This is a genomic window from Thalassovita sp. (assembly GCF_963691685.1).
GTDB lineage: Bacteria > Pseudomonadota > Alphaproteobacteria > Rhodobacterales > Rhodobacteraceae > Thalassobius.
In genome coordinates this window covers 1,803,161-1,824,532 of the sequence record NZ_OY829290.1, presented here as the reverse complement: position 1 = coordinate 1,824,532, position 21,372 = coordinate 1,803,161, and the positions used below count along the sequence as shown (strand labels likewise).

The window sequence follows — 21,372 nt, the reverse complement described above, 5'->3', positions numbered from 1 at the left end:
TCGAAAAAACCGCAGCCCCTGCTCAGGGCTGCGGTGATTTTCCGGCGGTTAGGCCGCTTTGTCTTTGCTCGGGATGAAGTCAGCGTCATCGTCACCGTCAAAGTCATCCAGCGACAGATCGATCACCGGCTCATCGGCAACAGGTGCTGCCTCTTCTGCCGAGGCCTCAGCCACCAGAGCGGCCTCAACCTCTTTGGCAACCGAGACCTTTTCAGCGCTGTCGCTGTCCAGACGGAAGGCACCCACGGTATCCGACAGAGTCTGCGCCTGTGCGGCCAGTTCTTCCGCGGTGGCCGACATTTCCTCGGAGGCTGCGTTGTTCTCCTGGGTCACATCATCCAGGCTGGTGATCGCATGGTTGATCTGGCTCATGCCCTGCGAAATCTCGCTGTTGGCGTTGGAGATGTTCGAGACCAGCTCGGCGGTGCGTTCGATGTTCGGCACCAGGCCTTCCAGCATCTTCATCGCCTTCTCAGCCGCGCCCTGCGTGCCCGAGGAGAGCGCCGAGATCTCACCAGCCGCCTCTTGCGAGCGTTCGGCCAGCTTGCGCACTTCCGATGCCACCACCGAGAAGCCACGGCCATGTTCACCGGCACGTGCGGCCTCAACCGCGGCGTTCAGCGCCAGGAGGTCGGTCTGACGGGCGATTTCCTGCACCACGTTGATGCGGTCGATGATGGTGTTCAGGCTGGTCATCGCCTCTTTCACCGCATCGCCCGAGTTGCGCGCTTCTTCGGCCGAAGCCAGCGCCATCTTCTCGGTTTCAACAGCGTTTTCAGCGGTCTGGCTGATGTTGGCGGTCATTTCCTCAACCGAGGCCGAAACATCTTCGGTAGCGCCTGCCTGTTTGGAACCGCCATCCGCAATCCCGACCGAGGCTTCGGCCATCTGGCTGGCACCGGTCGAAACATAACGCGCGCCTTCAGAGACGTTTGACACCACGCCGCGCAGGTTGGTGACCATGTCGTTCAGGTTGTCCAGCAGATCTGCCAGTTCGCCTTTTTCCTTGTGCTCAGCGGTTTTGGACAGGTTGCCATCCGCCACATCTTTGCTGAGGCCAATCGCCAGTTTGAAGCCGCGGCTCAATGCCGACAGGATGCCCCATGCTGCGATCAGGCTGATCACCAAGGCCGAAGCAATCATCGCCGAGATGATCATGAAGGCCTGGTCGTAGATCGCTTGTGCTTCCACAACGGCTGCATCCATTGCAGCGTTCTTTTCAGCTTCCACCTTGGTCAGGATTTCGGTCATACCGGCGTCCACCTTGGCGGCTTCGTTCACCAGAATGGTAGCTGCCATGTCCTTGGAGCCGAACATAAGAACGTTCATCACCTTCTTGTTCACCCGCTCGGATTCCGATTTCAGCTCAACGTAGCGGGTCAGGAATTCAGCCATTACAGCGTCTTTCGGCTCCACAACGGCCGTCTCTTCTGCGGCGGCTTCGCCTTCTGCCGGGGCTGCATCGGTGGCCGCGTCAGTCGCACCAGCTTCGGCAGCCGCGTCTTCGGGGCTGCCGTAGGCCACAACATTGGCGTCCTCAATCAGCTGTTCCTGAGTCTTTTTCAACTCAGCCAGTTCAGCCTTCAAGGTTTTGCGGAGATCTTTGTCATCCACCAGCATGTAATTGCGGATGCTGGTTTGGATTTTCGCCTGCACATCGGCAAGGCTATCAATTTTCTGCAGGGTGGCGACATCGTTCTTAACGATCTGCTCACCACGCATCTGGACCTGACGGAGTTCATAAAGCGCCAGCGCACCGATACCGATGAACAGGGCGGACAACAGAACAAAAGTCAGAGAAAGACGGGATTTAATGGTCATACTCTTGGCCTTCACTCGTACGGGTTTCTGGGGTGGTTCGAGGGGGTCCTCGCGGCGCACAATGCGGGCCACCCCTGGGGGCGGAACAGCTCTGCGACATTGGGTCGGTTCATCTGATCCTTGGCTTTCAACGCACGCCTCATACTCTTGGACAAGAAGGGAAACGACCGCCCGGTCTATCGTTTAAGGCGCAAAAGTCGCACCCACCCCCGCAAAGACGCGCGCAAAGGGATAGGGTCGCAAATCCGGGCGGTTTCAGATTTGAACAACAATCAGGTAAAGTTGTTGCGCAATCCCTTAAAAACAGCGGCATACCGGGAAATCACGGTAAGAATGCAAGGGTCGATACACCTCAAAGTTGGCCACGCAGATTTTCAGAAATTTTTTTGTCCCCCGCCGCAAACCCCTTGTTTCCACCCAACAAAAAGGATGGGTCCCGCCTGCGCTTTGGAAGGTTTTCCCCGCCATTGGGCAATAAACTAAGGGCGGGACACGGTCCTGTTGATGTGCACGAGAAGGCAGGCCATCGTTAAGCGCTCAAATTCAATCTCGGGAAAAATGGTAGGCCCGGCAGGTTGTTAGATATCCGGAATTTTCCGAGCTATTTCAACAGAGAGGTGTCCCACGGACACCTGAAATGCGGTATAACAAAATCAAAGGGTTATAGAACAGGTGTCCCACGCGCGCGCCATCCCTAGGAGTGATCGATCTTTGGTTTGGAAGTCAGCCGCCAGCCCAAAGCGGACACGCAAACCTTGGCGGCCTAAATTCCGCCAAACGGGACTTTGTAGACACTAGCCAGCTCAAGTTGAGTGTCCGCTCCCGGTCAATACGCTCACGTCTGTTAGAATTCGGTTGACCCGCTCTCTTTGCAGTTTGTAGAAAACCCAGTTCTTGATCTTCTTGCTTTCAACCAAGCCCGCCTCTTGAAGGATCCTCATGTGGTTAGTCACTGTCGGCTGCTTGAGGCCTATTTTCTCAGTGATAAAACCGACGCAGACGCCATCATCGATTAGGTCGCCATCCACCTGTGGCGGAAAATGGCGTTCGGGCTCAGACAGCCAATGAAGAATGCGAATGCGGTTCTCATGTGCAAGCGCGCTGAAGTTCTGTGCCATTGACAAAAAAACTCGATCTGAATAGCTGTTCATCTATATAGATTCTCCACTATGTAGGTCCTTCATGTCATCAGTCAGTCAAATCTACAACTACGTTCATTGCGATGTCTTTGCGACCGAACCCTATTCCGGCAATAGCCTTGCAGTATTTACGGGCAGCAAAGGGTTAGAAGGTGAACAAATGTTGACCATCACCCAAGAGCTTCGACACTTCGAGTCAATCTTCCTAAGCGAAACGAATGACCGGATTTCTGCCCGGGTCTTTGATCTGTTCGAAGAGCTGCCATTTGCCGGACACCCCATCATCGGTGCGGCTTGTACACTACATAAGCAATCAGGTGCTGACTTCAAACGCATCTGGACCATTGAACTCAAAGGTGGGCGGAGCGTTCAGGTTGTCACTGAACATCACGAGGGCCGTTACTTCGGTACACTGGATCAAGGGCGTCCAGAGATGCTGAACGTCGTAGACGTAACCCCAGAGCTTTACCGTGCGTTCAATTTAGATGCTCTGCCCAATCTACCGATGGAAGTCATTTCCACTGGTTTGAAATATCTGGTTGTTCCGGTTGACGGTGGCTTGGCCGAAGCCCGCATCACAGTGCCGGACCTCGAGGAACGACTGAAAAGAGTTGGTGCCGAATTCGCTTATCTCTTCGATATCAACTCATTTGAGGGGCGGCATTGGAACAACGACGGGATAATGGAAGATGTCGCGACCGGAAGCGCCGCAGGTGTAGTTGGTGCATACGCGTTGAAACACGGGCTTGTGAGACCAGGCGAGGCCTTCGTGCTGAAACAAGGGCACTTCATGGGAAGGCCCAGTGAGATAGTTGTAACCCCTTTTGGGGCGCGGGACGACATCGAGCGAGTGACCGTCGCTGGCGAGGTCGCATTTGTAGGCAAAGGCGAGGTCATAGCTCCATGATCCCGTTCTTCGGCCCCGAAGCTATCCGGCCATATCTGGATATCGAAAGCTTGGTCCCAACAGCGGAGAGGGCCTTCTGCGCGATATCCGACGGAACTGCTCAAGCTCCGGTCTATGTGCTGCACCCCAACGATCTGGCTGACATCCACGTCAAGTCTGCCAGTTTGCCGGACTGTCCTATTTTTACAGTGAAGATGGCTGGTTGGTCACAAGTCTTGGCAGATCGAGGCGAAGCAGCGTCGAGCGGACTAATTGCTGTATTCGATAGTGAGACTTGTAGGCCTCTAGCCATATTGCAAGACGATCATTTGATCTCAGACTACCGAACCGCTGCTGCCGGAGCTTTGGTTGCGAAATTACTTGCGCCTGAAGATGCGACTTCGGCGCTGATTGTTGGGTCGGGGACGCAGGCGCGTTTGCAAGCCGAAGCACTTATGATGGTTCGCCCGATCAAATTCTTGCGTATATGGGGTCGTTCAGACACCGCCGTCGAGAGACTCGTGCGAGACCTCCAACATAGTTTTCCGAGCGTCGAAATCCTCAAAACCGGAGACCTGCCTTCCGCTGTCAAGCAATCGGATGTCATTGTAACAACTACCGGCGCAAAAGAACCTTTGATCCGCGCAGAATGGGTTAGACAAGGACAACACATAACCTCAGTTGGCTCTGACGACACAACCAAGTGTGAAATTGATCCGGCCATACTGAAGAATGCACATGTCTATGTCGATGCTGTCGAGTCCGCGCTCAAATACGGCGCACCCAGCCGCGCCATTGCAAAAGGTTTGCTGTGCAAGGCCAATCTCGCCGAACTTGGCTTGCTGATTGGAAGTGCGGGCAAAAGCCAAGTCGACACGACGGTGGCGTGCCTATCAGGGTTGGGAGTTCAAGATTTGACTGCTGTGAATGGGTTCTGGGATAAGCTCATTAGCTCAAAATAGAAGAGCAGACGCTTGTGCGTCGCGCAGCATCGCGAACTTTGGGCTCGTTCTCGACCTTCGCTGCGTGAAAACCCAAGGACTGCTTTAGGGCTGCCTACCGTCATTTATTGTGGCGTCAGCTCAGCTACAGCAGCAAGATTAGGCGTTGCACTGCCGCAAGTAGGCTCCGAGCCCAAACTCACGGTTTCTGCATGCCTAATGAATGTCGGCTATCGCGCACAACGCGGTTGACTTACAAAACTAAAACTGGCAATCAGCGCCGGAACAAAAGAAGAACAAACTAATCCTTGGAGGAACCGTTTTGGCTCGCAAAGCAACTATCAGCATTGATGTATCTGACATGTCCAAAGCCTTGAAGTTTTATGTTGAAGCATTGGGCTGTAAATTCAAAAAAAAGTACTCGGATGATTGGCAGGTTGTCTCCGTTGGAACACTCGATCTTCACATCCAAGAGAAAGCCGCAGGCACCATCGGCGCTGCCGATGAAAAACGTCACTATCAGCGTCATTGGACACCGGTCCATCTTGACTTCATAGTAGATGACATCGTTCCAGTTTGTGCAGAAGTTGAAAAGTACGGCGGCTCGGTTGAAAAGAAAGCCTTCTCAGAGGTCGCAGACCTTGCAAATTGTGCTGATCCGTTCGGAAACGGATTTGATCTTATTCGGGAAAGCCTCGAATAGACTACGCGCAGAAGACTTGGAGAGCGCAAAGATTGCCCGTCGAGGCATCACCAAGCCGCCATTGGCGCAACTGCAGCGAGTTTGCGCTTAGTCCACTCCTTTCCCGTTCGATTACAATTGGCGGCTGCACCTGCGGCGAAGGGCGGCTTTTTCCGTTGCACTTGCGGCATGAAACCTCTGCAAAGCCCTAGAATCCGACGACTTTGCAAATGGTGCTTTCTGCGCATTGCTATCGTAGGTGCATTGTGCAGCGTCAGTTAAAATGTGCTCTAAACCACTAAGCTGCAGTGCGGTGGCGTGTCCGCAGCTAAACTGCGTGCGGACCAAGGAGGTCAGCTGCTGGTGCCAGCTGACCTCCTTGGTCCCTATGAGATGAGAATCCTTAACAAATGCACCCAGCGGAAACGGTTGGGCGTTTTTGTTTCACTTTCTCAATGGTTGGAAGTCAGGCAAGCATACGAGAAAAGCCCGATGGAAGCCATAGGTGGGACGACGGCGATCAAATAGGTTTGCTGTCGTCCCGGCTGTGACGCGTTGGCCATCGATGGCAGCGCGTATTGCGTCGATCATGAAGTCGAGTGCATTGCGAAGCTGGCCAAATATCGGCGGTGATTGCTTCTAAGCGGCCCCTCTTTGATTAAGAACCTTGCTCGCAAAATCTCAGACGATTTCCAAATGGATCGTGGACTTGCATTTGCAGCCCCCAGGGTAGCTTTTCCAAATCTGGATGATTGAAGTTATACCGTCGATCAGACAGCTCGTTGTGAAAGGCACGTAGGTTCGTGGTCGGAACAAACGCATTAGAGCCGGGACTGGCATCATTGTGGTGTTCGGAGAGATGGAGCTGTAGCCCGTCTCGTTGTACGGCCATGTAGAGCGGTAAGTCGGGGGTATGCCGATGCTCGAACACAACTTTGAAACCAAGAAAGTCACAATAAAATTCTCGGGCCTTCGCTTCGTCGAAGAAACGCAAAATCGGGTTACACCCTGTGAACGCAATATTTTCAGGTGCCACGTTTGTCAGCGTTGCAGTTGCGGTATTCCAATCGGCAAACCCAAGACTTTTTGCGACAAGCTCAAGAGCTTTGGAATGCGGGATATCACTACCTTCAGCGGCGAGCGCATCACGCAGTTTTTTGGCCATGGATTTGGCCTGATCTGGACTGAACATTTTTGTCTCCATGCCAGCGAAGCATCAGCGGTGTGCGCGTTGCCGACCGAACGCTGGCCGGAAGTCTTAGATAATTCAAAGTGTCTTTCACCGTTCCATAAGGATGCGCACGGCGGGTAGCACGAAACCAAGCACCAAATTCACCAATTTTGCGATCTGGTCAAGCTGTATTCTTCTAGCGCGGAGCTTTAAGTTGCTATTGGAATATCGTTCCCAAAACGGAAATATGAAAACCTGCCAAACGGCAGCACAGTTCGCTTTCGGCCCACTACTGTCGCTAGCGGGAAACCAAAACGCTGCATTGCAATTTTCCTAAAGCTGCCGTTGGCGCTCGGGTGCAGCATTTTGGCGAGTTATAGGTCGGCAGTGTGGGACAAAGCCGACAAACGCGACTAACTTCTGAACGTCTGCATATTCATAAGGTGATCAATTCACATCTTCCAACCACAGTCGCCTCGTAAAGTACTATGACCTGGAGAGGCCAGCGGGCATCTCCAGTGCAAAACACTCTTCGCCAAAGTCCTTCCCATTGATCCGCAACGCCAAGAGATGCTCACCGGCATGGTAGCTTCGTGTCGTGATCGGTTTCATTTTATGGTGCCGCGTAAGGTTGAGCGCCTGCCCCGGCGCAAGTGTCATAGTCGTCCACTTGAACACTTTGGGCGAGAGAGTTCCATTCGCCTTGCGGTGATGGATGACGTAATCAATGATGAGCCGCTGTTCAGCGGGATTTGTCGAGCGTAAGTTCACATCGAACGTCAGTGCATTCCCCAGAAGCACAGTCGGCGTTGCAATCCTGATCTCAGGTTTGGCAATTTGTGGGGAATGTATCCCAAAGGTGGCGAGCGCCCCAGAATGCCCCTGCTTGATAAGTGTCCGACATGCGTGACGCAGCAACCTCACACGAGTCTTGTCCGCGCCCTCCATCCAATCTGCCGCGATACGAGCGACAAGGTCGGGATGATCCTTCGCAATGTCATTGAGGTGATTGGCGACCGAGCGGCGCACATATTCGGCGGGATCATCCCTCAGTTCTGCGAGAATTGGCAGCAACGCAGACGGGTCTTCAATAAGAGCGTGCAGCCGCATACCCCAAGGCAACCTTGGGCGCGTCCCTTCGCTGACAAGGCGGCGCACATGGACGTTCTGATCCGTCACCCAGGACCCGATCACAGCTAGCGCCCGCGCAGGATGGGCAGCGATGAAAGGGCGGACATCAAATTCAGATGTGCCTCGCTTCGTCATTTCACGCAGGGTTTCCAACGATTGCTCCAATGAGCCCAGCCCATGCCGCCCCACCACAGTCGTAAGTGGCCAGATGCCCCAACCGCACAGCCCATCATCCGTGCTGGATGCATTTGCGTGCCCTTCTTCGTCGGGATGGAGCATGGCAAGCAGTACTGACCGGCGCGTCTCGGGATCACGGGGGAGAAGGTCGTGCATCACATCGGCGATGAGCGTGACACGCTGTTTCAGTTCCAGCCGATTCAGTTGCGGTAGGGTTGCAGCCTCAAAGGCGCTGATGTCAGTGCCGGGCGCGTGCCGTGCAAGTAACCTGCCGATCAGACCCACCAACGCGGGAGAGATTTCGTTCTTGAAGGGCTCCATGGCGCTTTAGCCAGTTTTGCCGAACGAGCGCAGAACGGCGCAATGTTCAACGCCCTCGTCCATTTTCTCTGGGTCGATCTTCATATGCGCGAAGTAGACGCCAACCGCTTCGGAGTGCTGTGCGCGTTCAAAAACTGCGTCGGCCTTGGCGCGGCTTTCCCAAAGGATGACGTCAGTAAACGTCCCGTCGGCCCGGCGCACCATATCGCGGCGCAGAAAGCCATCTTGATGGTTTAGAAATTCTTTCTGAAAGGCTTCTGATGCGTCAAGAAGTTCAGCTTCTGTTTTTCCTTCGGCAAGGGTGATCGTGGCGAGTTCGAGGACGTGTTGTGTCATGGTGTTTTCCAAGTTTGAATTTTGATTCCTCGCTTGTAAGAGAATAATATGACACATACTGGCATATTTCATACTATGGTTCTCACATGGGCACATTTTCTCGCATCGAACGCTTGGATCACTTGGAGAGCTGGCTGAAGTCCGACGACCCTCTCATTCTTCGTAACGCAGCCGAAGAACTCGGCGTGTCACTGCGCACTATTCACCGTGATCTGGAGTTGCTCCGTAAACGCGGCGTGCCGGTCGAGACTGAGCGTGGGCGTGGCGGAGGCGTTCGGTTGCCTTCGACATGGGGTGTTGGGCGCATTTCGCTGACGCGGGAAGAAACACTCGACCTATTGATTGGTTTGGCCATCGGCGAAACCGCCTACAGCGCACTTCAAATGGGGCATGTCGGCGCGATCAGGCGCAAGCTACTGGCTTCCTTCTCGCATACTGACCAGCGTCGGATCAGTGCTTTGCGGCAACGTATCCGAATTGGCGCAACATCATCTGGTGCGGTGGTGGATAGCTTTACTTCTACGCCGATGCAGGTCGGGAGTGCGCTGAAAGAAGCCTTTGTACTGAACCGTGTTTTGTCAATTAGCTACCGCGATGGGCAGGGGCTGAAGACCACGCGCGCAGTCGAACCGCACTATCTGCTGCTCAACCCACCGGTCTGGTACGCAATCTGTTGGGATCACCTGCGCGGGGCGCCCCGAACACTCCGCTGCGATCGGATGATGGAAGCCGAGGCAACTGATAGTCTATTCAACCTGCGCCCCTGGTCCGTTTTCGAGCCAAGTCAGGACGGGAACCCGACGCGCGAAGCATGACGGGACGGATGGATCGCAAGATCGACAGGTCAGTGCCCGGCGAATGCCTCTGAAACCGCGTAAGAAACTGAGCGCCCTCTGAAACCGACATTGGTGCACTTTTCAGCATTGGTCGCAATTGGGCTCTAAGCCGCCATGCGGCAGTACGGCAGCGTGTCCGCAGCAAAACTGCGCGCAAACCGAGGTTATCAACTGCTGGTGCCAGCCCTTTCAGGACATTCACATTAGGCTCAGAACGTTCTCTGCTGCAGACGCAAAGCTCTAAGGTCTAATCCCCGAGAGCTGCCGTTCAATATTTAACCGCAGCAGTGCCGGATGCTGCTTGAGTCACCAATGGCAGCGATGCGCAGATAGCGGACTTTGCAAAGTTTGCCTTTCGGCCCACTACTGTCGTTAGCGGGAAGCCAAAACGCTGAATTGCTATTTTCCTAAAGCTGCCGTTGGAGCACGGGTGCAGCATTTTGGCGAGTTATAGGTCGGCAGTGCGGACGAAGCTAACCTTCGTCGCTTCACTACGAATATCCGCTGTTAGCAATCCAGGTTCATGAAACAGGGGTCAAGTTGGCTATCCAAAATCTACACGCAGGCGTCGAGCCAAACATCACTAAGACTTTCTGGGCTGCAGTCACCGGATGTGAGTCTTGCAATCCGCGAAGCGCGGTCGTCTAGCTCTTCATCACTTTCAAGAAGCCGGAACCGTCCCGGAGCGATTAGCACAGCTAAAAGACGATGATACTCTTGATCGGTGAGCTCAGAGGGTGCTCGGCTATAGATGCTTTCACTTGCCGCAAAGAACCCCGTCATCCACCCTTCAGGACCGCGCCCCATCTCAACTGAGTCGAGCCAAAGCGCGAGTATCTGGTCTTTGGCGAGTTCCCGTTCGAGACCAATAGCGAAGCCTGTCTGCCGTATCTTCCGGATTCCGGGGTGGAAATCCTCGAATCCTAGTCTTTTGGCGAGGGATTGGGAAATCGTAGTTAGTCCCGCCCCGGCAGTAGAGAGATCAACGCCAGCATGGTCAAGAAATCCCGGGTCTTGCAACAAGATAACCTGCCTGAGTTGTTCAATGCCTAGATCATTTGGCCCGCGACCGTCAGCGATCAAACTGTCCGCGCGAACTGCGTACGCATCTGCCTGACGAACGGCGTCCCAATATCCAATGGCGCCATAGCCAAAGGCCCCCGCAAGAATGAGGAAGAATAGGCTCAATGCGATGCTAAAAATCCGTCTCATGCTCACGTCACTAACAAGGAAACCTGTCCCTTGGGGTTTACTGAAGTCGAGGGTGAATTGCAACACTGAAACATCTTAAAGTGGCTCTTCGTGCATTGCGCAGCATAGGTCAAATTGAACTCTAAGCCGCCATGCGGCAGTGCGGCAGCGTGTCAGCAGCAAAACTGCGCGCAAACCAAGGTTATCAATTGCTGGTGCCAGCCCATAGCGGAAGTTGGGTTTCGACACCAAGGGCGGGAAGCGGACGACCGCTGCAGCTTTCACGAATGGCAGCAGTTCTAAGAGAAGCGGGCCTTTACAGAAGGCGAGGCCTCTTCCGTTACGCCAAAGTTTGATGCAGCATACTGCGAGAGCGCTGTTCGAAATCATTGCCATGATCCCGTACCGATGATACGTCGGAAACCACGTTCGCCTCGCTTTTTTAGCTATTGGCCTAACCCACTGTAGAGAAATCACCGCGATGCAGATCGACCGCCTTATCCTTCAGAATTTCAAAGGGTTCGAGAATCTCGATCAGCGCTTAAACTACCGGTTCACGCTGATCGTCGGCAAAAATGGCGTGGGCAAATCCAGTATACTAGACGCTCTTTCGGTTGCCTTCGGTGCTTTCCTACTGGCCATCCCCGACGCTTCGTCGCGCCACATTCAGAAGGGAGAGGTACGTGAAACTTCGCGAGAGTTTGACAGCCAACTGGACTTCATCCAAGCATATCCCGCCGTGGTCGAAGCTGAAGGAACCATTCCCGATCCGATTGCAGGTCATTCTCATCAACTCAAATGGAAACGGGAACTGACAAATCCCCGCGGACGGACAACAATCAAGGATGCGCGCGACATCCGCGCCTTGGCGAGTGAGGCTTATTCTGCAGTGATTGCAGGGGGTAACCCAACTTTGCCCCTGCTGTCCTATTACGGCACCGGGCGCCTTTGGGGTGAGCCCAAGCGCATGGCCCGCGAGGATCGACCTTCGCGGTTCGACGCCTATCGAAATAGTCATGAACCAAGGGTTTCTTCGAGTGACCTTCTGGACTGGCTCAAACGCATGCGACTGAACGAATTTGAATCAGAGCGGCCTTCGCCTATTTTGGCTGCTTGGCGCGCGGCAGTGGAAAGCTGCTTCGATGAACAAGTTCGTGTTAACTACTCACCTTCACGCGAACGTCTTGAAGTCACTTTTAAGGCCCGAAATCAGACAGTCGCTTTTGATAATCTCAGCCATGGACAGCGCAACATCCTGTCGATGGTCGGTGATATTGCCTACAAAGCGATCATCTTGAACCCGCATTTAGGGACCGATGCTGCCAACTCAGCACGGGGAATAATCCTGATCGATGAAATCGATCTGCACCTCCATCCGACTTGGCAAAAACTGATCATTCCCGCGCTTCTACGTGCCTTTCCGGGCTTGCAGTTCGTGGCCACTACCCACTCGCCTTTTGTGATTCAGTCGCTCAACGAAGGCGTCTTGTTAGACTTGGACGAAATGGAACTGGATGATTGAGCTACCCCCTGAATTTCGGACACTGACGTAAGCTACGATTTGTTGTCTGCTGATCTTCGACGAAGAGGAGATCAAAGATGTCGAAACGGAAGAACCATTCGCCCGATTTCAAGGCCAAAGTTGCACTTGAGGCTTTGAAGGGCGAGCGGACTGTTGCTGAGCTGGCGAGCCAGTTTGGCGTTCACCCGACGATGATCCACAGCTGGAAACGGGCGCTTCTGGAAGGCGCGTCCGGCGTGTTCGAGCGTGGCGGAAAGAAGCCCCCAGAGATCGACGAGGAGCAGGTCAAAGAACTGCACGCGAAGATCGGGGAGCTGGCCGTGGCCAACGATTTTTTGTCACGAAAGCTCAAGCCGTGGATCGGCAAGTGAGGCGCAAGATGGTCGAGCCTGGCAATACCAACCTTTCAATTGGTAAACAGTGCAAGCTGTTGTCGATCTCGCGGTCATCGTTTTACTACACCGCCAAGGGCGAGACGGCGATGAACCTGATGTTGATGCGGCAGATCGACGAGCAGTTTCTGGAAGCACCGTTCTTTGGTGTCCGGCAAATGACTTGGCATCTGCGAAACGAAGGTCATCTGGTGAACGAGAAGCGCATCCGACGCTTGATGCGGCTGATGGGCTTGATGCCGATCTATCAGAAACCAAACACCAGCAAGGCAGCGAAAGGGCACAAGACCTATCCCTATCTGCTGCGTGGCCTACGGGTGGAGCGCCCCAATCAGGTCTGGTGTGCCGACATCACGTATCTGCCGATGCGCAGAGGCTTTCTGTATCTGGTCGCCATCATGGATTGGCACACCCGAAAGGTGCTGGCCTGGCGCATCTCGAACACGCTGGAAGCCGACTTCTGCGTCGAGGCGCTGAACGAGGCCATCGCCAAGTTTGGCCCACCGGAAATCATGAATACAGATCAGGGCAGCCAGTTCACCTCGTTTGCCTGGACCGACCGGCTACGCCGATCCGGAGTGCGTATCTCGATGGATGGCAAGGGCCGGTTCCTGGACAACATCTTTGTCGAGCGGCTCTGGCGGAGCCTGAAATACGAATGCGTCTACCTGCACGCCTGGGAGGCCGGATCGGAAGCCAAAGCGGGTGTCGGAAAATGGATCGAGTTCTACAACCGAAAGCGTCCTCATTCCGCCCTTGGCGGCAAACCACCAGCCGTGGTCTATTGGCTGAGAAAAGAAGAAAACCAAACCGATCAGCAGGAGCAAAGAGTAGCTTAATCTACGCCGGAAACTGTCCAATGATTGGGGAGTAGCTCAGATCGGGTCCACAATCTTCCAATTGGCGATATCATTGAAGATGTCCAAAAGGTCAAAGAAAAGGATCGCTCGTTAACCTATGAGAAGAAAATGCGGGAATCTGAGCTTTACTTAGATCTTGTAGAACGCATGGTCACAACATCAGAACCAGATGAACGCGCGAAAATAGAAAACGAGTTGAACGAGATGGAACGCCGCTTCCAAGACCCTGCATTGGAGGCGCTTATGAAGATCGAACGTTTGACACGGCAAAAGCGGGCTGACTAGTGAGACCTGTGGTCAAGGGGCCTGCCCCACAACCCGAATATAAACCCCACGGCTTGGCACTGGATGATCTGACGGCGCGCCTAGGTTACTATTGCAGCTACTGCGAGCAACCGATAACCCATGCTCCGGAAATCGAGCATGTACAGCCCAAATTCCTTGAGCCTGGACTTGAATACAGCTGGGAAAACTTCTTACTAGGCTGCAAGAGTTGTAACACCGTGAAGGGGAAAACCCCGGTCGATCCTGCAACGGTGGCCTTCCCAGACATAGATAACACATTTCGTGCTTTGGAGTTTCATCCGGATGGCCGTGTCACGGTAGCGCCGGGTTTGGACGCAGTTTCAAGGGAGTTGGTGGAGAAGACGATAAAACTGGTCAAGCTGCACCGCCACCCAAGTGCTGCACTTAAGGAGGACCGTCCCACACCGCGCGACAAACGAGTCGAATTTCGGTTGGGCGTTTGGGAGTTGGCGAAATTGATGTTGGATCGCTATCAAAAAAATCCGGACACCGCCGACCTGATCGCCGAACACCTCGCTCCAGCTAAGGGTTTTTTCTCTATATGGATGACAGTTTTTGCCGATTATCCAGAGATGTTACACCGTTTCATTGCCGCTTTTCCTAACACGCATGCGGGTTGTTTCGATCCTCACGGCCAGCCGGTGCCACGGCCGGGTGGACGTTTCTGAGGATAAGGCTTTTGGCTCTGCACAAAATATTATTGCCAAGCACGCAAATGGGAACGGCAGCTTTGGCCTGCTCCGGACATTCTCTGCTCCGGGCTCCAAGGTGGGCTCTGGGCCGTTAGCCTGACTTTGCAAAGCCCGCTTCCTGCGCATCGCTGCCATTGGTGGCTCACGCAGCATCCAGCACTGCTGCGGTTTAATATTGAACGGCAGCTCTCGGGGATTCGACCTTAGAGCTTTGCGTCTGCAGCAGAGAACGTTCTGCGCCTAATGTGAATGTCCTGAGAGGGCTGACAACGGTCATTCCAATATCTGCTTTAGAGCCTCCAGTTTAGCGTTGGCACACGCCCTGCCCCGCGCTTCGGCGAGCAAAGCGTCAGAAAACTGCCCCTCCGTCCGAGGCACTGGGCCGCCGTAGCCCTCGCAGGGGCGCAGCAGATCGGCGGGCACCGGTGGTGGCGGGGCGACCACCTCAGGGGCGCGCAAACAGCCGCTGAGCAGTAGTGCGCAGCAGAGGGGAAAGAGGCGCATCGCGACCCTCCATGGATTGCAGATCGTTTTGGACAGCCCGCCAGCGCTCTGCGTCAGCCTCAGCGCGGGCGAGATATGCACGGTGAACAGCGGCGGCAGTCTCGGCCTGTTCCAGCGCGTGCTGCGCAGAGGCCACAGAGACGCGCAGTGCGGCCACTTCCGCCGTCAGTGCGTCATTGCGCGCTGACAGCCACCACAGGGCGGCAAAGAGCGCTAGAACCACGGCCAGGGCAGCAGCGAGGGCGTAGCGGCCCATCACAGCCCCGACAGGCACAGAGCCTGCTCATCAGCGCGCCGATTGACCAGGCCGCGCAACACCTGCCCCCCTGCCCGGCGCCAGCGCGGTAGCTGGTTGCAGGCCTCGCGCCACTCACTCCGCCGCAGGTGTTTGGCCAGTGTGGATTTGCAGGCCGCACCGATCCCGACGTTGTAGGACCAGCTGGTGACTGCCGCCTGCACCTCTGCGGGGGCCTCGGCCATTTCGGGCACGCAAGCCAGCATTTCACGGTGGAACTCAGCCCAGCGTTCTTTGAACATCCCGAGACATTCGGCATCGGAGTAGTTGTCCCCCTGCTGCACCCCTTCGGTCTCACCAAGGCACACCGTCCAGACCTGCCCATGCGCATCCCAGTAAGCCTGATTTTCCAGCCCTTCCCATTTCGCCGTCATGGGTAGCCCCAGAGCAATCACAGCTGCCACAGAACCACCGACCCACCAGCGCGCTCTGACCCGCCCGCTCTCCTCTTTCGCAAACCGCGACCCACGCCACCAAACGCGCAGCTTGATCAGCAGCGTCACCAACGCGATCAGCACCCCGATTGATGGGATAATCACCTGGTTGAGCAGCGTGGCATAATGTGCTGCCTCCGCCACCGTAAAGGGCCACGCAATTGCCCCACCACCCACGGGCAGTGCGCTCTTTGCGATCAGTTGTTCTGCTTTGTTCATCGTTGCCTCTCACACGAAAAAGCCGCCCTGTGGGCGGCGGTTGGTTTCAGTTGTGTTTTGCTTACCTAGAGATCCGCGACGGCCCTGGTGTAGCCATCCAGAGCGGCCTCAATCTGGTCTGGATCCTGCGCCCCATCGATGGCCGCAGTCGCCGCCAGGCGTTCGCGCTCAATCAGGGGGCCGAAATCGCGCCATTGTTCAGCCTTGAAGGCGATGAGCTGCGCCACTTTACGAGCCGTCTGTCCGGTGATGCCGACTTCCTGAAAGACAAAGGCAAATGCTGCAGCATCCGCAGGGTCTGCGGGGTCTGGCTCTGGCGTGGCTACCAGGAACGCCAACGCCTGGCGCTCCTTCTCGATGTATGTCAGCTCCTGTCCCGGAATACTGGTGATGAACCGCGCGCGGGTTTCACCAACGGCCACCGCCAGCGCCTCTTGCGCGGCCTGTTTCTGGCTGTTCAGGATCGCGCTCTTGCTGGCCGCGCTGCGTGTCAAAACCTGCATCTCTACACCTCAATCACTGTGTTAGACGGCATGGCCGGAAGCGGTGCTGAAACGGTGACGTTGTATGATCCAGAGTCTGCCAGCGAAAAGGCATAGGCAGCACCAGGCGCAAGCATCTCATGGGCCATAACTTCGCCCCCGATCAGGTCATAAACTTCAACCTCTGCCCCGTCCGGCGCATCAATCTGCCAGCCTTCGGCCTGCTTGACAGGCACAGGCGATGCAGGGCGCTGCCTCAGCTCGTCATCCACCATGTAGAAGCCGAGAAAGCCCGCACCGTCCATCTCTGCGGGGATGGATATCGCCCCGCTGGGCAAAACCGTGGCCTCTCCGTGGCCGACTACATAGATGCCTGTTTGATCGAGTTTCACGAATTTCATCAGATCACCTCACAATTGCGCGTGCATACAAAGACACATCTTTCACATTTGGGATGATGCTCCCTTTGGGTCGACCGCTGGGAAAGCGGGGACCTAGATAACCATAAACAACCGCACGCACTTCAACCTCATCAAAGGCTCCCAGTTTTGTTACCACCACATCGTCGGTACGCCATCTGGAACTGTCGGTCTTAGAAAATGTGTGAATGGTGTCCCAACCGGTCCATGACGCGCCGTTGCGCTGCCGCCATTGAAGTTTGACCCCTGTTTTATACTTGCGGATATGCCAATCGCCCTCATTGTCCTGTTCCGGCCTCGTTCCCAAGCCTCGCCAAGTTGTCTTGCAGGCAATGTTCCAGAACTCACCAGATGTGAATGCCCCCAGAGAGTAGCGAAACACTTCTGCATTTATCGGTAACCTCTGTGCCCCAGAACTTGCATAAGTTACCCCCGCGCTAACCGCCCCGACCTGGATGTCATCGCGTGCGATCAGGTTGGTGAATACAGCGTCCCCCTTCTGCGTGATCGCAAAACCTTGCGTGCCTCTCGTCAGAAGGTTGCCAGCGGCATCAACTGTGCCGTCGAAATTTGCCGACATAACGGCCCCACCAAAGACCGCCAGACCTGCGCTGCGAAATTCAACGGTATTGATCTGCTGCGAGGTGACGCTGCCATCCAACAAAATGTTTGTCGCCCGCACTCTGAACAGTGAGACCGCCCCTGCATCTCCATCCTGCGCGAAGAGGCCTAACTCTGCAGATTGGGCGCCGGCCAGAACCTTAAACACAACACTCGCAGAAGCATTTCCCTGTAGATCGCTGATCGCCGCCGCATGCTGCGCGGCGCGCGCGTCAGTCACCGTGGCTGGATAGGCTTGGAACTTGTGAAACCTTATCGACTTTGTAGTCCGAGCGCCTAACCCACCATAGTTTGCCATCAGATAGACCGAGTGACGATCAAAGGCTCCAGTAAAACCCACAGGCCGCTCAACAAGAACTGAACCAAAATAGCGCTTACCAGCCTGAATTGGATCGGAGACAAAATCACTGATAGGGATCCTCACCCGGAAAAGCTGGTTTTTGGTGTTGCGCCAATCGAACAGCACACCCGCGCCGCTGGTCGCACCAGACACAAGTTCAAATTCCAGTTCTAGCCGATAGCGATCCACACCAGATGCACCGACCCACCCAGCTTGTGTTGACTGCAGCTGCAAGCCAGCGTTCTGAATGTTAGTGGTGGTGAACTCATAAAGGTGACCGCTTGGATAGAACGTGCCAGGCCGTTTGGATCCGCCCAGCGACCAGCGCCTCCAAATATCCCCGAAGAAACTGGTGGCGAATACACCGCCACCTAATTGTTCAGAGGTTGCAACCACATCCTTCTTTGCCGAGCTGATTGCCTTGTTGATCGAGGCAGCAGTCAAATAGTCCTGTGACAGCTTAGCGGATACGCCATCGATGCCAGCCTGCAAGCCTTTGCGCTGCCGATCCAGAGCCCCTTTTAAGGTCCCCCCGGCGAAGCCAGACAATAGGGCGTCAATTTCCTTGCCGACTTGAGCAGCATGATAAGCCGCGGCATCGATTGCCTCACCAATTTCATCTTGCAGCTGATCCCGCGTAATCCGCAGATCCAGCGTGGTGACCTCCAGCCAATCCGACCAGACGGTTTGCCGCGCGGTGCCCGGCACGTAACGGCCCTGCACCTCATAGGTCTCAGCCGGAAGGATACCTGCAATAATCAACCCGGCGGCTGCGGCCACATCCTCAAAACGGCCGGAAAAGATCATCGCGCCAGTGGCCTTGACCCGCGCACGCACCTCAACCGCAATCACATCGTCCATGTCGCCATCCCAGCCAACGGCAATGGCCGGGAAACGGCCCGCGCCCTGCGCATCAGTTGACGCGGCAGCAGTAACAGACCAGCCCGCGATGGGTTGCGGCGGGGGTCCACCCGAAGGCACATCACCAGGTTGCGGGGCAACATAGTCCGTCTGGGCGTCCCATTGCGCATGATCACTCGGATCAATTTCTGTCAAATCGACAGCAATGTCGCAGTTTTCCAGATCGTTCACAAAATCGATGCGGAACAGCTTTGACGCATAACCGTTGCGAGCCGACACAAATTCAATCGTGTCGTTTGGCTCCAGGCCGCTAAAGCGCGCGGGCAAGGTATGGCTGTGGCGCACGGCACGCCTTGCGGCGCGGATTTCAGCATCGATCAGACGCTGCACCTGCGCCGGGTAAGGGGCCATATTTAGCGAAACACGTCCCATGAGACGCCGCCCACCGTCCTCTGCCTCCAAATCGGGACGAAACACCGGCGGGGCTTGGCGAGACTTGAACGCCTCATCAGGATTTGGATAGGTCGCAATCAGCCCGTTCATGGTTTCACTCAGCGACTGAAACGGATCCTGACCTTGGGGGGCTGTGTCCAGAATGTCTCCATCGGTTATTGTCGCGACCGCAGGATCTGGCGCACCAACCAGGATCTTGAACGTGCCCCCTCGCTCAGACATGCGGCCCGAACAACAGGCAAGGATTTCCTCTTGGGTCTTGCCGATTTCAGTATCGACCAGGATCTCGCCACCAGAGCGGAATGAAGGCTCAAGACCATCGGCCCCCTCAACCTGGATCCGGCACTTTTCGATCTGCGCGATCCAGTTGGCAGCAGGCAGGCGTGCAGCGGCAACCGACTGCAACCCATAGAACCACTGCCCCTTGTAGGAAATACCGCGATTGATGTTGTAGGCCTGCACCGCTGGGTAATGATCTCCGTCGCCGCCCCAGGTTGTCGGATCATTGTAACGATGAGCGCCCGAGCCACCCACCGAGCTATCGCGGCTTGGATCATAGAGGGGCACGCCATCCAGGACAAAGAACGCCTCTGGAAACCCGGTGAACAGCTTTTCATCGATCCGGCTTGTCACGATTGCATAGGCAACCCCTTCGCCTCGGCGCGACGCCTCATAGGGCACAGCGGCTTGCGGCCCAACAGTGTTGACCAGGAAGGGATCCGTCACGGTCTGGGTGCCATCATAAAACTTGATCCAGAGGTGATCCTTATCCTTCCGATGGTATTCCGCGACCGGGTGCCCCCACTCGGACGTTTCTGGACCAAGTGTGACGGGAACACCGCCCACGAAGACCTTTGCCAAGCCAGTAATTGGAAGATCCGAGAGGGCGATCACACGCGTGTAGTAGGCATTGGGTGTTTTCCCAGCCTTTCCCCATTCCGAATGCCAAACCAGTGACCCTGCCGTGCCCGTGCGACCCATGATGAATGAGCGCGGAACGATACCGCCAGAGCGCACCTGTGATTGGATCGAAAACGGCGCGGTCTTGGGCTTGCCCATCGCCTTAACCATCAAGGCACTCAACCCCACCTGGACCACAGAGCGGATCAGAAAGTTTCCGACCGCGAAGGTACCGAGCGTTCCAAGGGTGATTGTCCAGCTCGACACGGCAGCGACTGCCGCGCCGATGGCACTGACGATTGGCATCAGCTTAATTCCTTCATGAAATGGTCTTCAATCGGCGCATATCCATTTGCGCGATAGAAACGGGCCAGGCGCGGATCACAGCGGCCAGCCACGCTGATCAGATTGCAACCCTGCGACCGCGCCCAAGCCTCATAGGCGGGGATCATCGCGCGGGCACTACGCCCTCGCGCACCCGGATCTACCCACCAGGCCAGTTCCTGCGCCACCAACACCGGAGCCAGAGGGCTGATATAGATGCCTGCGAACAGAAAGCCCGACACCCGGCCCGAGATTTCCAGCACCAGAGCAAGGCGATCCGGGGCCGAGGTGAATTCGCAAATCGTCATGCTCACATGCGCCGGATCAAACGGGATGGGCAGCGCCGCCTCGCGAAAGTAATCCCCGGAGAGATCCAGCAGCGCAAAGCGGTCCCTGTGGGTGGCCTCTCGCACCCAAAACGGCTTTGCCTTGCTCATCCGGTGAACACCGACGGGGTTTTCCAACTGCTATCCGTTGAGGCCGTCTGAGCCACCCCGGATTTCTTGCCCCAGAAAATCACTTGGTCGGGTGCCGTGGTCACGGACTTGAAAAAATCATCACCAGGCGCGCGCGCGAGCTGGCTCTCATGTGAGCGCAGATCCGGGTTTGCACGGGTCATTTCCTGCATCGAGCTGACGCATTCGATTTTGACCTGACCGAAACCACCCGCAGGGGGCGTTTCAAAGGGCGACTTGTCGATGAAGCCAACGAAACGGGGGCGCGCGGGCGCAATCATCTGCCGTGTTGTGCGGTGCAGGTTGCCGCGCCAGATCACAACTTTGGCCTGGCGGGCGTCATAGTTGCGCACCAGGTCATTGATCCGGTCAGAAACCTGCGAAAACTCAACAGAGATCCGCTGCACCGACATGTCGGTATCTGCCGGGATGTCATCGACTGCAATCAGGGCACCTGCCCCCTGGAAGGTTTGCGACATAGCTGCGCCAGTGTCGGGATCGATCACATCGGTGGTGATTTTTCCTGACCCCGACCAGTAGGCATCCACATATGGATTGCCGGTCGCGCGCTCGCGCACCGTCAGCGAGATAAATTCGCGCAGCACCAGAGACGACGCCTCAAGCGCCGCCTGCTCCTCAGCGGAGAAAACTTGCATTAGGA

The 21,372-nt window shown here is 55.7% G+C and carries 22 protein-coding genes; 8 read left to right on the top strand and 14 right to left on the bottom strand.

The genetic code is table 11. From position 1 onward, the window contains the following. Window positions 1-48: 48 nt before the first annotated feature. Window positions 49-1,821 carry a methyl-accepting chemotaxis protein gene (locus ACORLH_RS08890; protein ID WP_321832350.1) on the bottom strand — a complete coding sequence of 591 codons (1,773 nt, stop codon included), beginning with the start codon at window positions 1,819-1,821 and terminating at the stop codon, window positions 49-51. An 803-nt stretch (window positions 1,822-2,624) separates the two neighbouring features. Beyond that, on the bottom strand, window positions 2,625-2,972 hold the full coding sequence (locus ACORLH_RS08885; RefSeq protein ID WP_321832349.1) for a metalloregulator ArsR/SmtB family transcription factor: 348 nt from the start codon (window positions 2,970-2,972) through the stop codon (window positions 2,625-2,627). Window positions 2,973-3,003: 31 nt separating this feature from the next. On the opposite strand from ACORLH_RS08885, the gene ACORLH_RS08880 reads away from it, so the two are divergent. The 3 genes from ACORLH_RS08880 to ACORLH_RS08870 all read left to right on the top strand — a co-directional run bounded on the left by ACORLH_RS08880 (window position 3,004) and on the right by ACORLH_RS08870 (window position 5,490). Further along, complete coding sequence (locus ACORLH_RS08880; RefSeq protein WP_321832346.1) at window positions 3,004-3,867, top strand: PhzF family phenazine biosynthesis protein; 864 nt, start codon at window positions 3,004-3,006, stop codon at window positions 3,865-3,867. Then, window positions 3,864-4,808 (top strand): ornithine cyclodeaminase family protein, encoded by a 945-nt coding sequence (locus ACORLH_RS08875; protein ID WP_321832344.1) that lies wholly within the window; start codon window positions 3,864-3,866, stop codon window positions 4,806-4,808. Before ACORLH_RS08880 ends, ACORLH_RS08875 begins: the two co-directional genes overlap by 4 nt. A 301-nt stretch (window positions 4,809-5,109) precedes the next feature. Continuing rightward, window positions 5,110-5,490, top strand: a complete 381-nt coding sequence (locus ACORLH_RS08870; RefSeq protein WP_321832343.1) for a VOC family protein — start codon at window positions 5,110-5,112, stop codon at window positions 5,488-5,490. Window positions 5,491-6,127: 637 nt separating this feature from the next. On the opposite strand, the gene ACORLH_RS08865 is transcribed toward ACORLH_RS08870, so the two are convergent. The 3 genes from ACORLH_RS08865 to ACORLH_RS08855 all read right to left on the bottom strand — a co-directional run bounded on the left by ACORLH_RS08865 (window position 6,128) and on the right by ACORLH_RS08855 (window position 8,605). After that, window positions 6,128-6,661, bottom strand: a complete 534-nt coding sequence (locus ACORLH_RS08865; protein WP_321832340.1) for a glyoxalase superfamily protein — start codon at window positions 6,659-6,661, stop codon at window positions 6,128-6,130. A 465-nt stretch (window positions 6,662-7,126) separates the two neighbouring features. Then, the gene (locus ACORLH_RS08860; RefSeq protein WP_321832339.1) at window positions 7,127-8,269 is read right to left on the bottom strand and encodes a DNA alkylation repair protein; all 1,143 of its coding nucleotides are present in this window, start codon (window positions 8,267-8,269) and stop codon (window positions 7,127-7,129) included. Between the two features lie 6 nt (window positions 8,270-8,275). Further along, window positions 8,276-8,605, bottom strand: coding sequence for a hypothetical protein (locus ACORLH_RS08855; protein ID WP_321832337.1), 330 nt, complete (start codon window positions 8,603-8,605; stop codon window positions 8,276-8,278). A gap of 86 nt (window positions 8,606-8,691) precedes the next feature. Between ACORLH_RS08855 and ACORLH_RS08850 the strand changes: the two genes are divergently transcribed. Continuing rightward, on the top strand, window positions 8,692-9,420 hold the full coding sequence (locus tag ACORLH_RS08850) for a helix-turn-helix transcriptional regulator (RefSeq protein WP_321832335.1): 729 nt from the start codon (window positions 8,692-8,694) through the stop codon (window positions 9,418-9,420). A gap of 576 nt (window positions 9,421-9,996) precedes the next feature. Here the strand turns inward: ACORLH_RS08850 and ACORLH_RS08845 are convergent. Continuing rightward, entirely contained in the window at window positions 9,997-10,719 is a 723-nt protein-coding gene (locus ACORLH_RS08845; protein WP_321832334.1) for a transglycosylase domain-containing protein, read from the bottom strand. A 394-nt stretch (window positions 10,720-11,113) separates the two neighbouring features. Here ACORLH_RS08845 and ACORLH_RS08840 point away from each other — a divergent pair, with 394 nt between their 5' ends. The 4 genes from ACORLH_RS08840 (at window position 11,114) to ACORLH_RS08825 (ending at window position 14,380) form a co-directional block, all read left to right on the top strand. Next, window positions 11,114-12,154: an AAA family ATPase gene (locus ACORLH_RS08840; RefSeq protein ID WP_321832333.1), complete on the top strand. Its 1,041-nt coding sequence runs from the start codon at window positions 11,114-11,116 to the stop codon at window positions 12,152-12,154. 77 nt (window positions 12,155-12,231) lie between these two features. Continuing rightward, window positions 12,232-13,385 (top strand): IS3 family transposase gene (locus ACORLH_RS08835; protein WP_321829195.1). Its coding sequence is split into 2 segments (ribosomal slippage): window positions 12,232-12,504 and window positions 12,507-13,385, totalling 1,152 coding nucleotides; the frame shifts between segments, so codons are not numbered across the junction. 129 nt (window positions 13,386-13,514) lie between these two features. Beyond that, on the top strand, window positions 13,515-13,691 hold the full coding sequence (locus tag ACORLH_RS08830) for a hypothetical protein (protein ID WP_321832332.1): 177 nt from the start codon (window positions 13,515-13,517) through the stop codon (window positions 13,689-13,691). A 53-nt stretch (window positions 13,692-13,744) separates the two neighbouring features. Continuing rightward, window positions 13,745-14,380 carry an HNH endonuclease gene (locus ACORLH_RS08825; protein ID WP_321832330.1) on the top strand — a complete coding sequence of 212 codons (636 nt, stop codon included), beginning with the start codon at window positions 13,745-13,747 and terminating at the stop codon, window positions 14,378-14,380. Between the two features lie 297 nt (window positions 14,381-14,677). On the opposite strand, the gene lysC is transcribed toward ACORLH_RS08825, so the two are convergent. The 8 genes from lysC to ACORLH_RS08785 all read right to left on the bottom strand — a co-directional run bounded on the left by lysC (window position 14,678) and on the right by ACORLH_RS08785 (window position 21,367). Further along, window positions 14,678-14,908 carry an Rz1-like lysis system protein LysC gene (gene lysC / locus ACORLH_RS08820; RefSeq protein WP_420719814.1) on the bottom strand — a complete coding sequence of 77 codons (231 nt, stop codon included), beginning with the start codon at window positions 14,906-14,908 and terminating at the stop codon, window positions 14,678-14,680. Then, window positions 14,850-15,164 (bottom strand): hypothetical protein, encoded by a 315-nt coding sequence (locus ACORLH_RS08815; protein WP_321831295.1) that lies wholly within the window; start codon window positions 15,162-15,164, stop codon window positions 14,850-14,852. The genes lysC and ACORLH_RS08815 overlap by 59 nt, the downstream gene beginning before the upstream one ends. Continuing rightward, complete coding sequence (locus ACORLH_RS08810; protein WP_321831294.1) at window positions 15,164-15,856, bottom strand: lysozyme; 693 nt, start codon at window positions 15,854-15,856, stop codon at window positions 15,164-15,166. The genes ACORLH_RS08815 and ACORLH_RS08810 overlap by 1 nt, the downstream gene beginning before the upstream one ends. A 65-nt stretch (window positions 15,857-15,921) precedes the next feature. Then, window positions 15,922-16,359 (bottom strand): hypothetical protein, encoded by a 438-nt coding sequence (locus ACORLH_RS08805; RefSeq protein ID WP_321831292.1) that lies wholly within the window; start codon window positions 16,357-16,359, stop codon window positions 15,922-15,924. A 2-nt stretch (window positions 16,360-16,361) separates the two neighbouring features. Further along, the gene (locus ACORLH_RS08800; RefSeq protein WP_321832327.1) at window positions 16,362-16,739 is read right to left on the bottom strand and encodes a hypothetical protein; all 378 of its coding nucleotides are present in this window, start codon (window positions 16,737-16,739) and stop codon (window positions 16,362-16,364) included. A 4-nt stretch (window positions 16,740-16,743) separates the two neighbouring features. Continuing rightward, on the bottom strand, window positions 16,744-20,238 hold the full coding sequence (locus ACORLH_RS08795) for a phage tail protein (RefSeq protein WP_321832324.1): 3,495 nt from the start codon (window positions 20,236-20,238) through the stop codon (window positions 16,744-16,746). After that, the gene (locus ACORLH_RS08790; RefSeq protein WP_321832321.1) at window positions 20,238-20,693 is read right to left on the bottom strand and encodes a GNAT family N-acetyltransferase; all 456 of its coding nucleotides are present in this window, start codon (window positions 20,691-20,693) and stop codon (window positions 20,238-20,240) included. The genes ACORLH_RS08795 and ACORLH_RS08790 overlap by 1 nt, the downstream gene beginning before the upstream one ends. Beyond that, complete coding sequence (locus ACORLH_RS08785; protein ID WP_321832319.1) at window positions 20,690-21,367, bottom strand: hypothetical protein; 678 nt, start codon at window positions 21,365-21,367, stop codon at window positions 20,690-20,692. Before ACORLH_RS08785 ends, ACORLH_RS08790 begins: the two co-directional genes overlap by 4 nt. Window positions 21,368-21,372 lie beyond the last annotated feature (5 nt).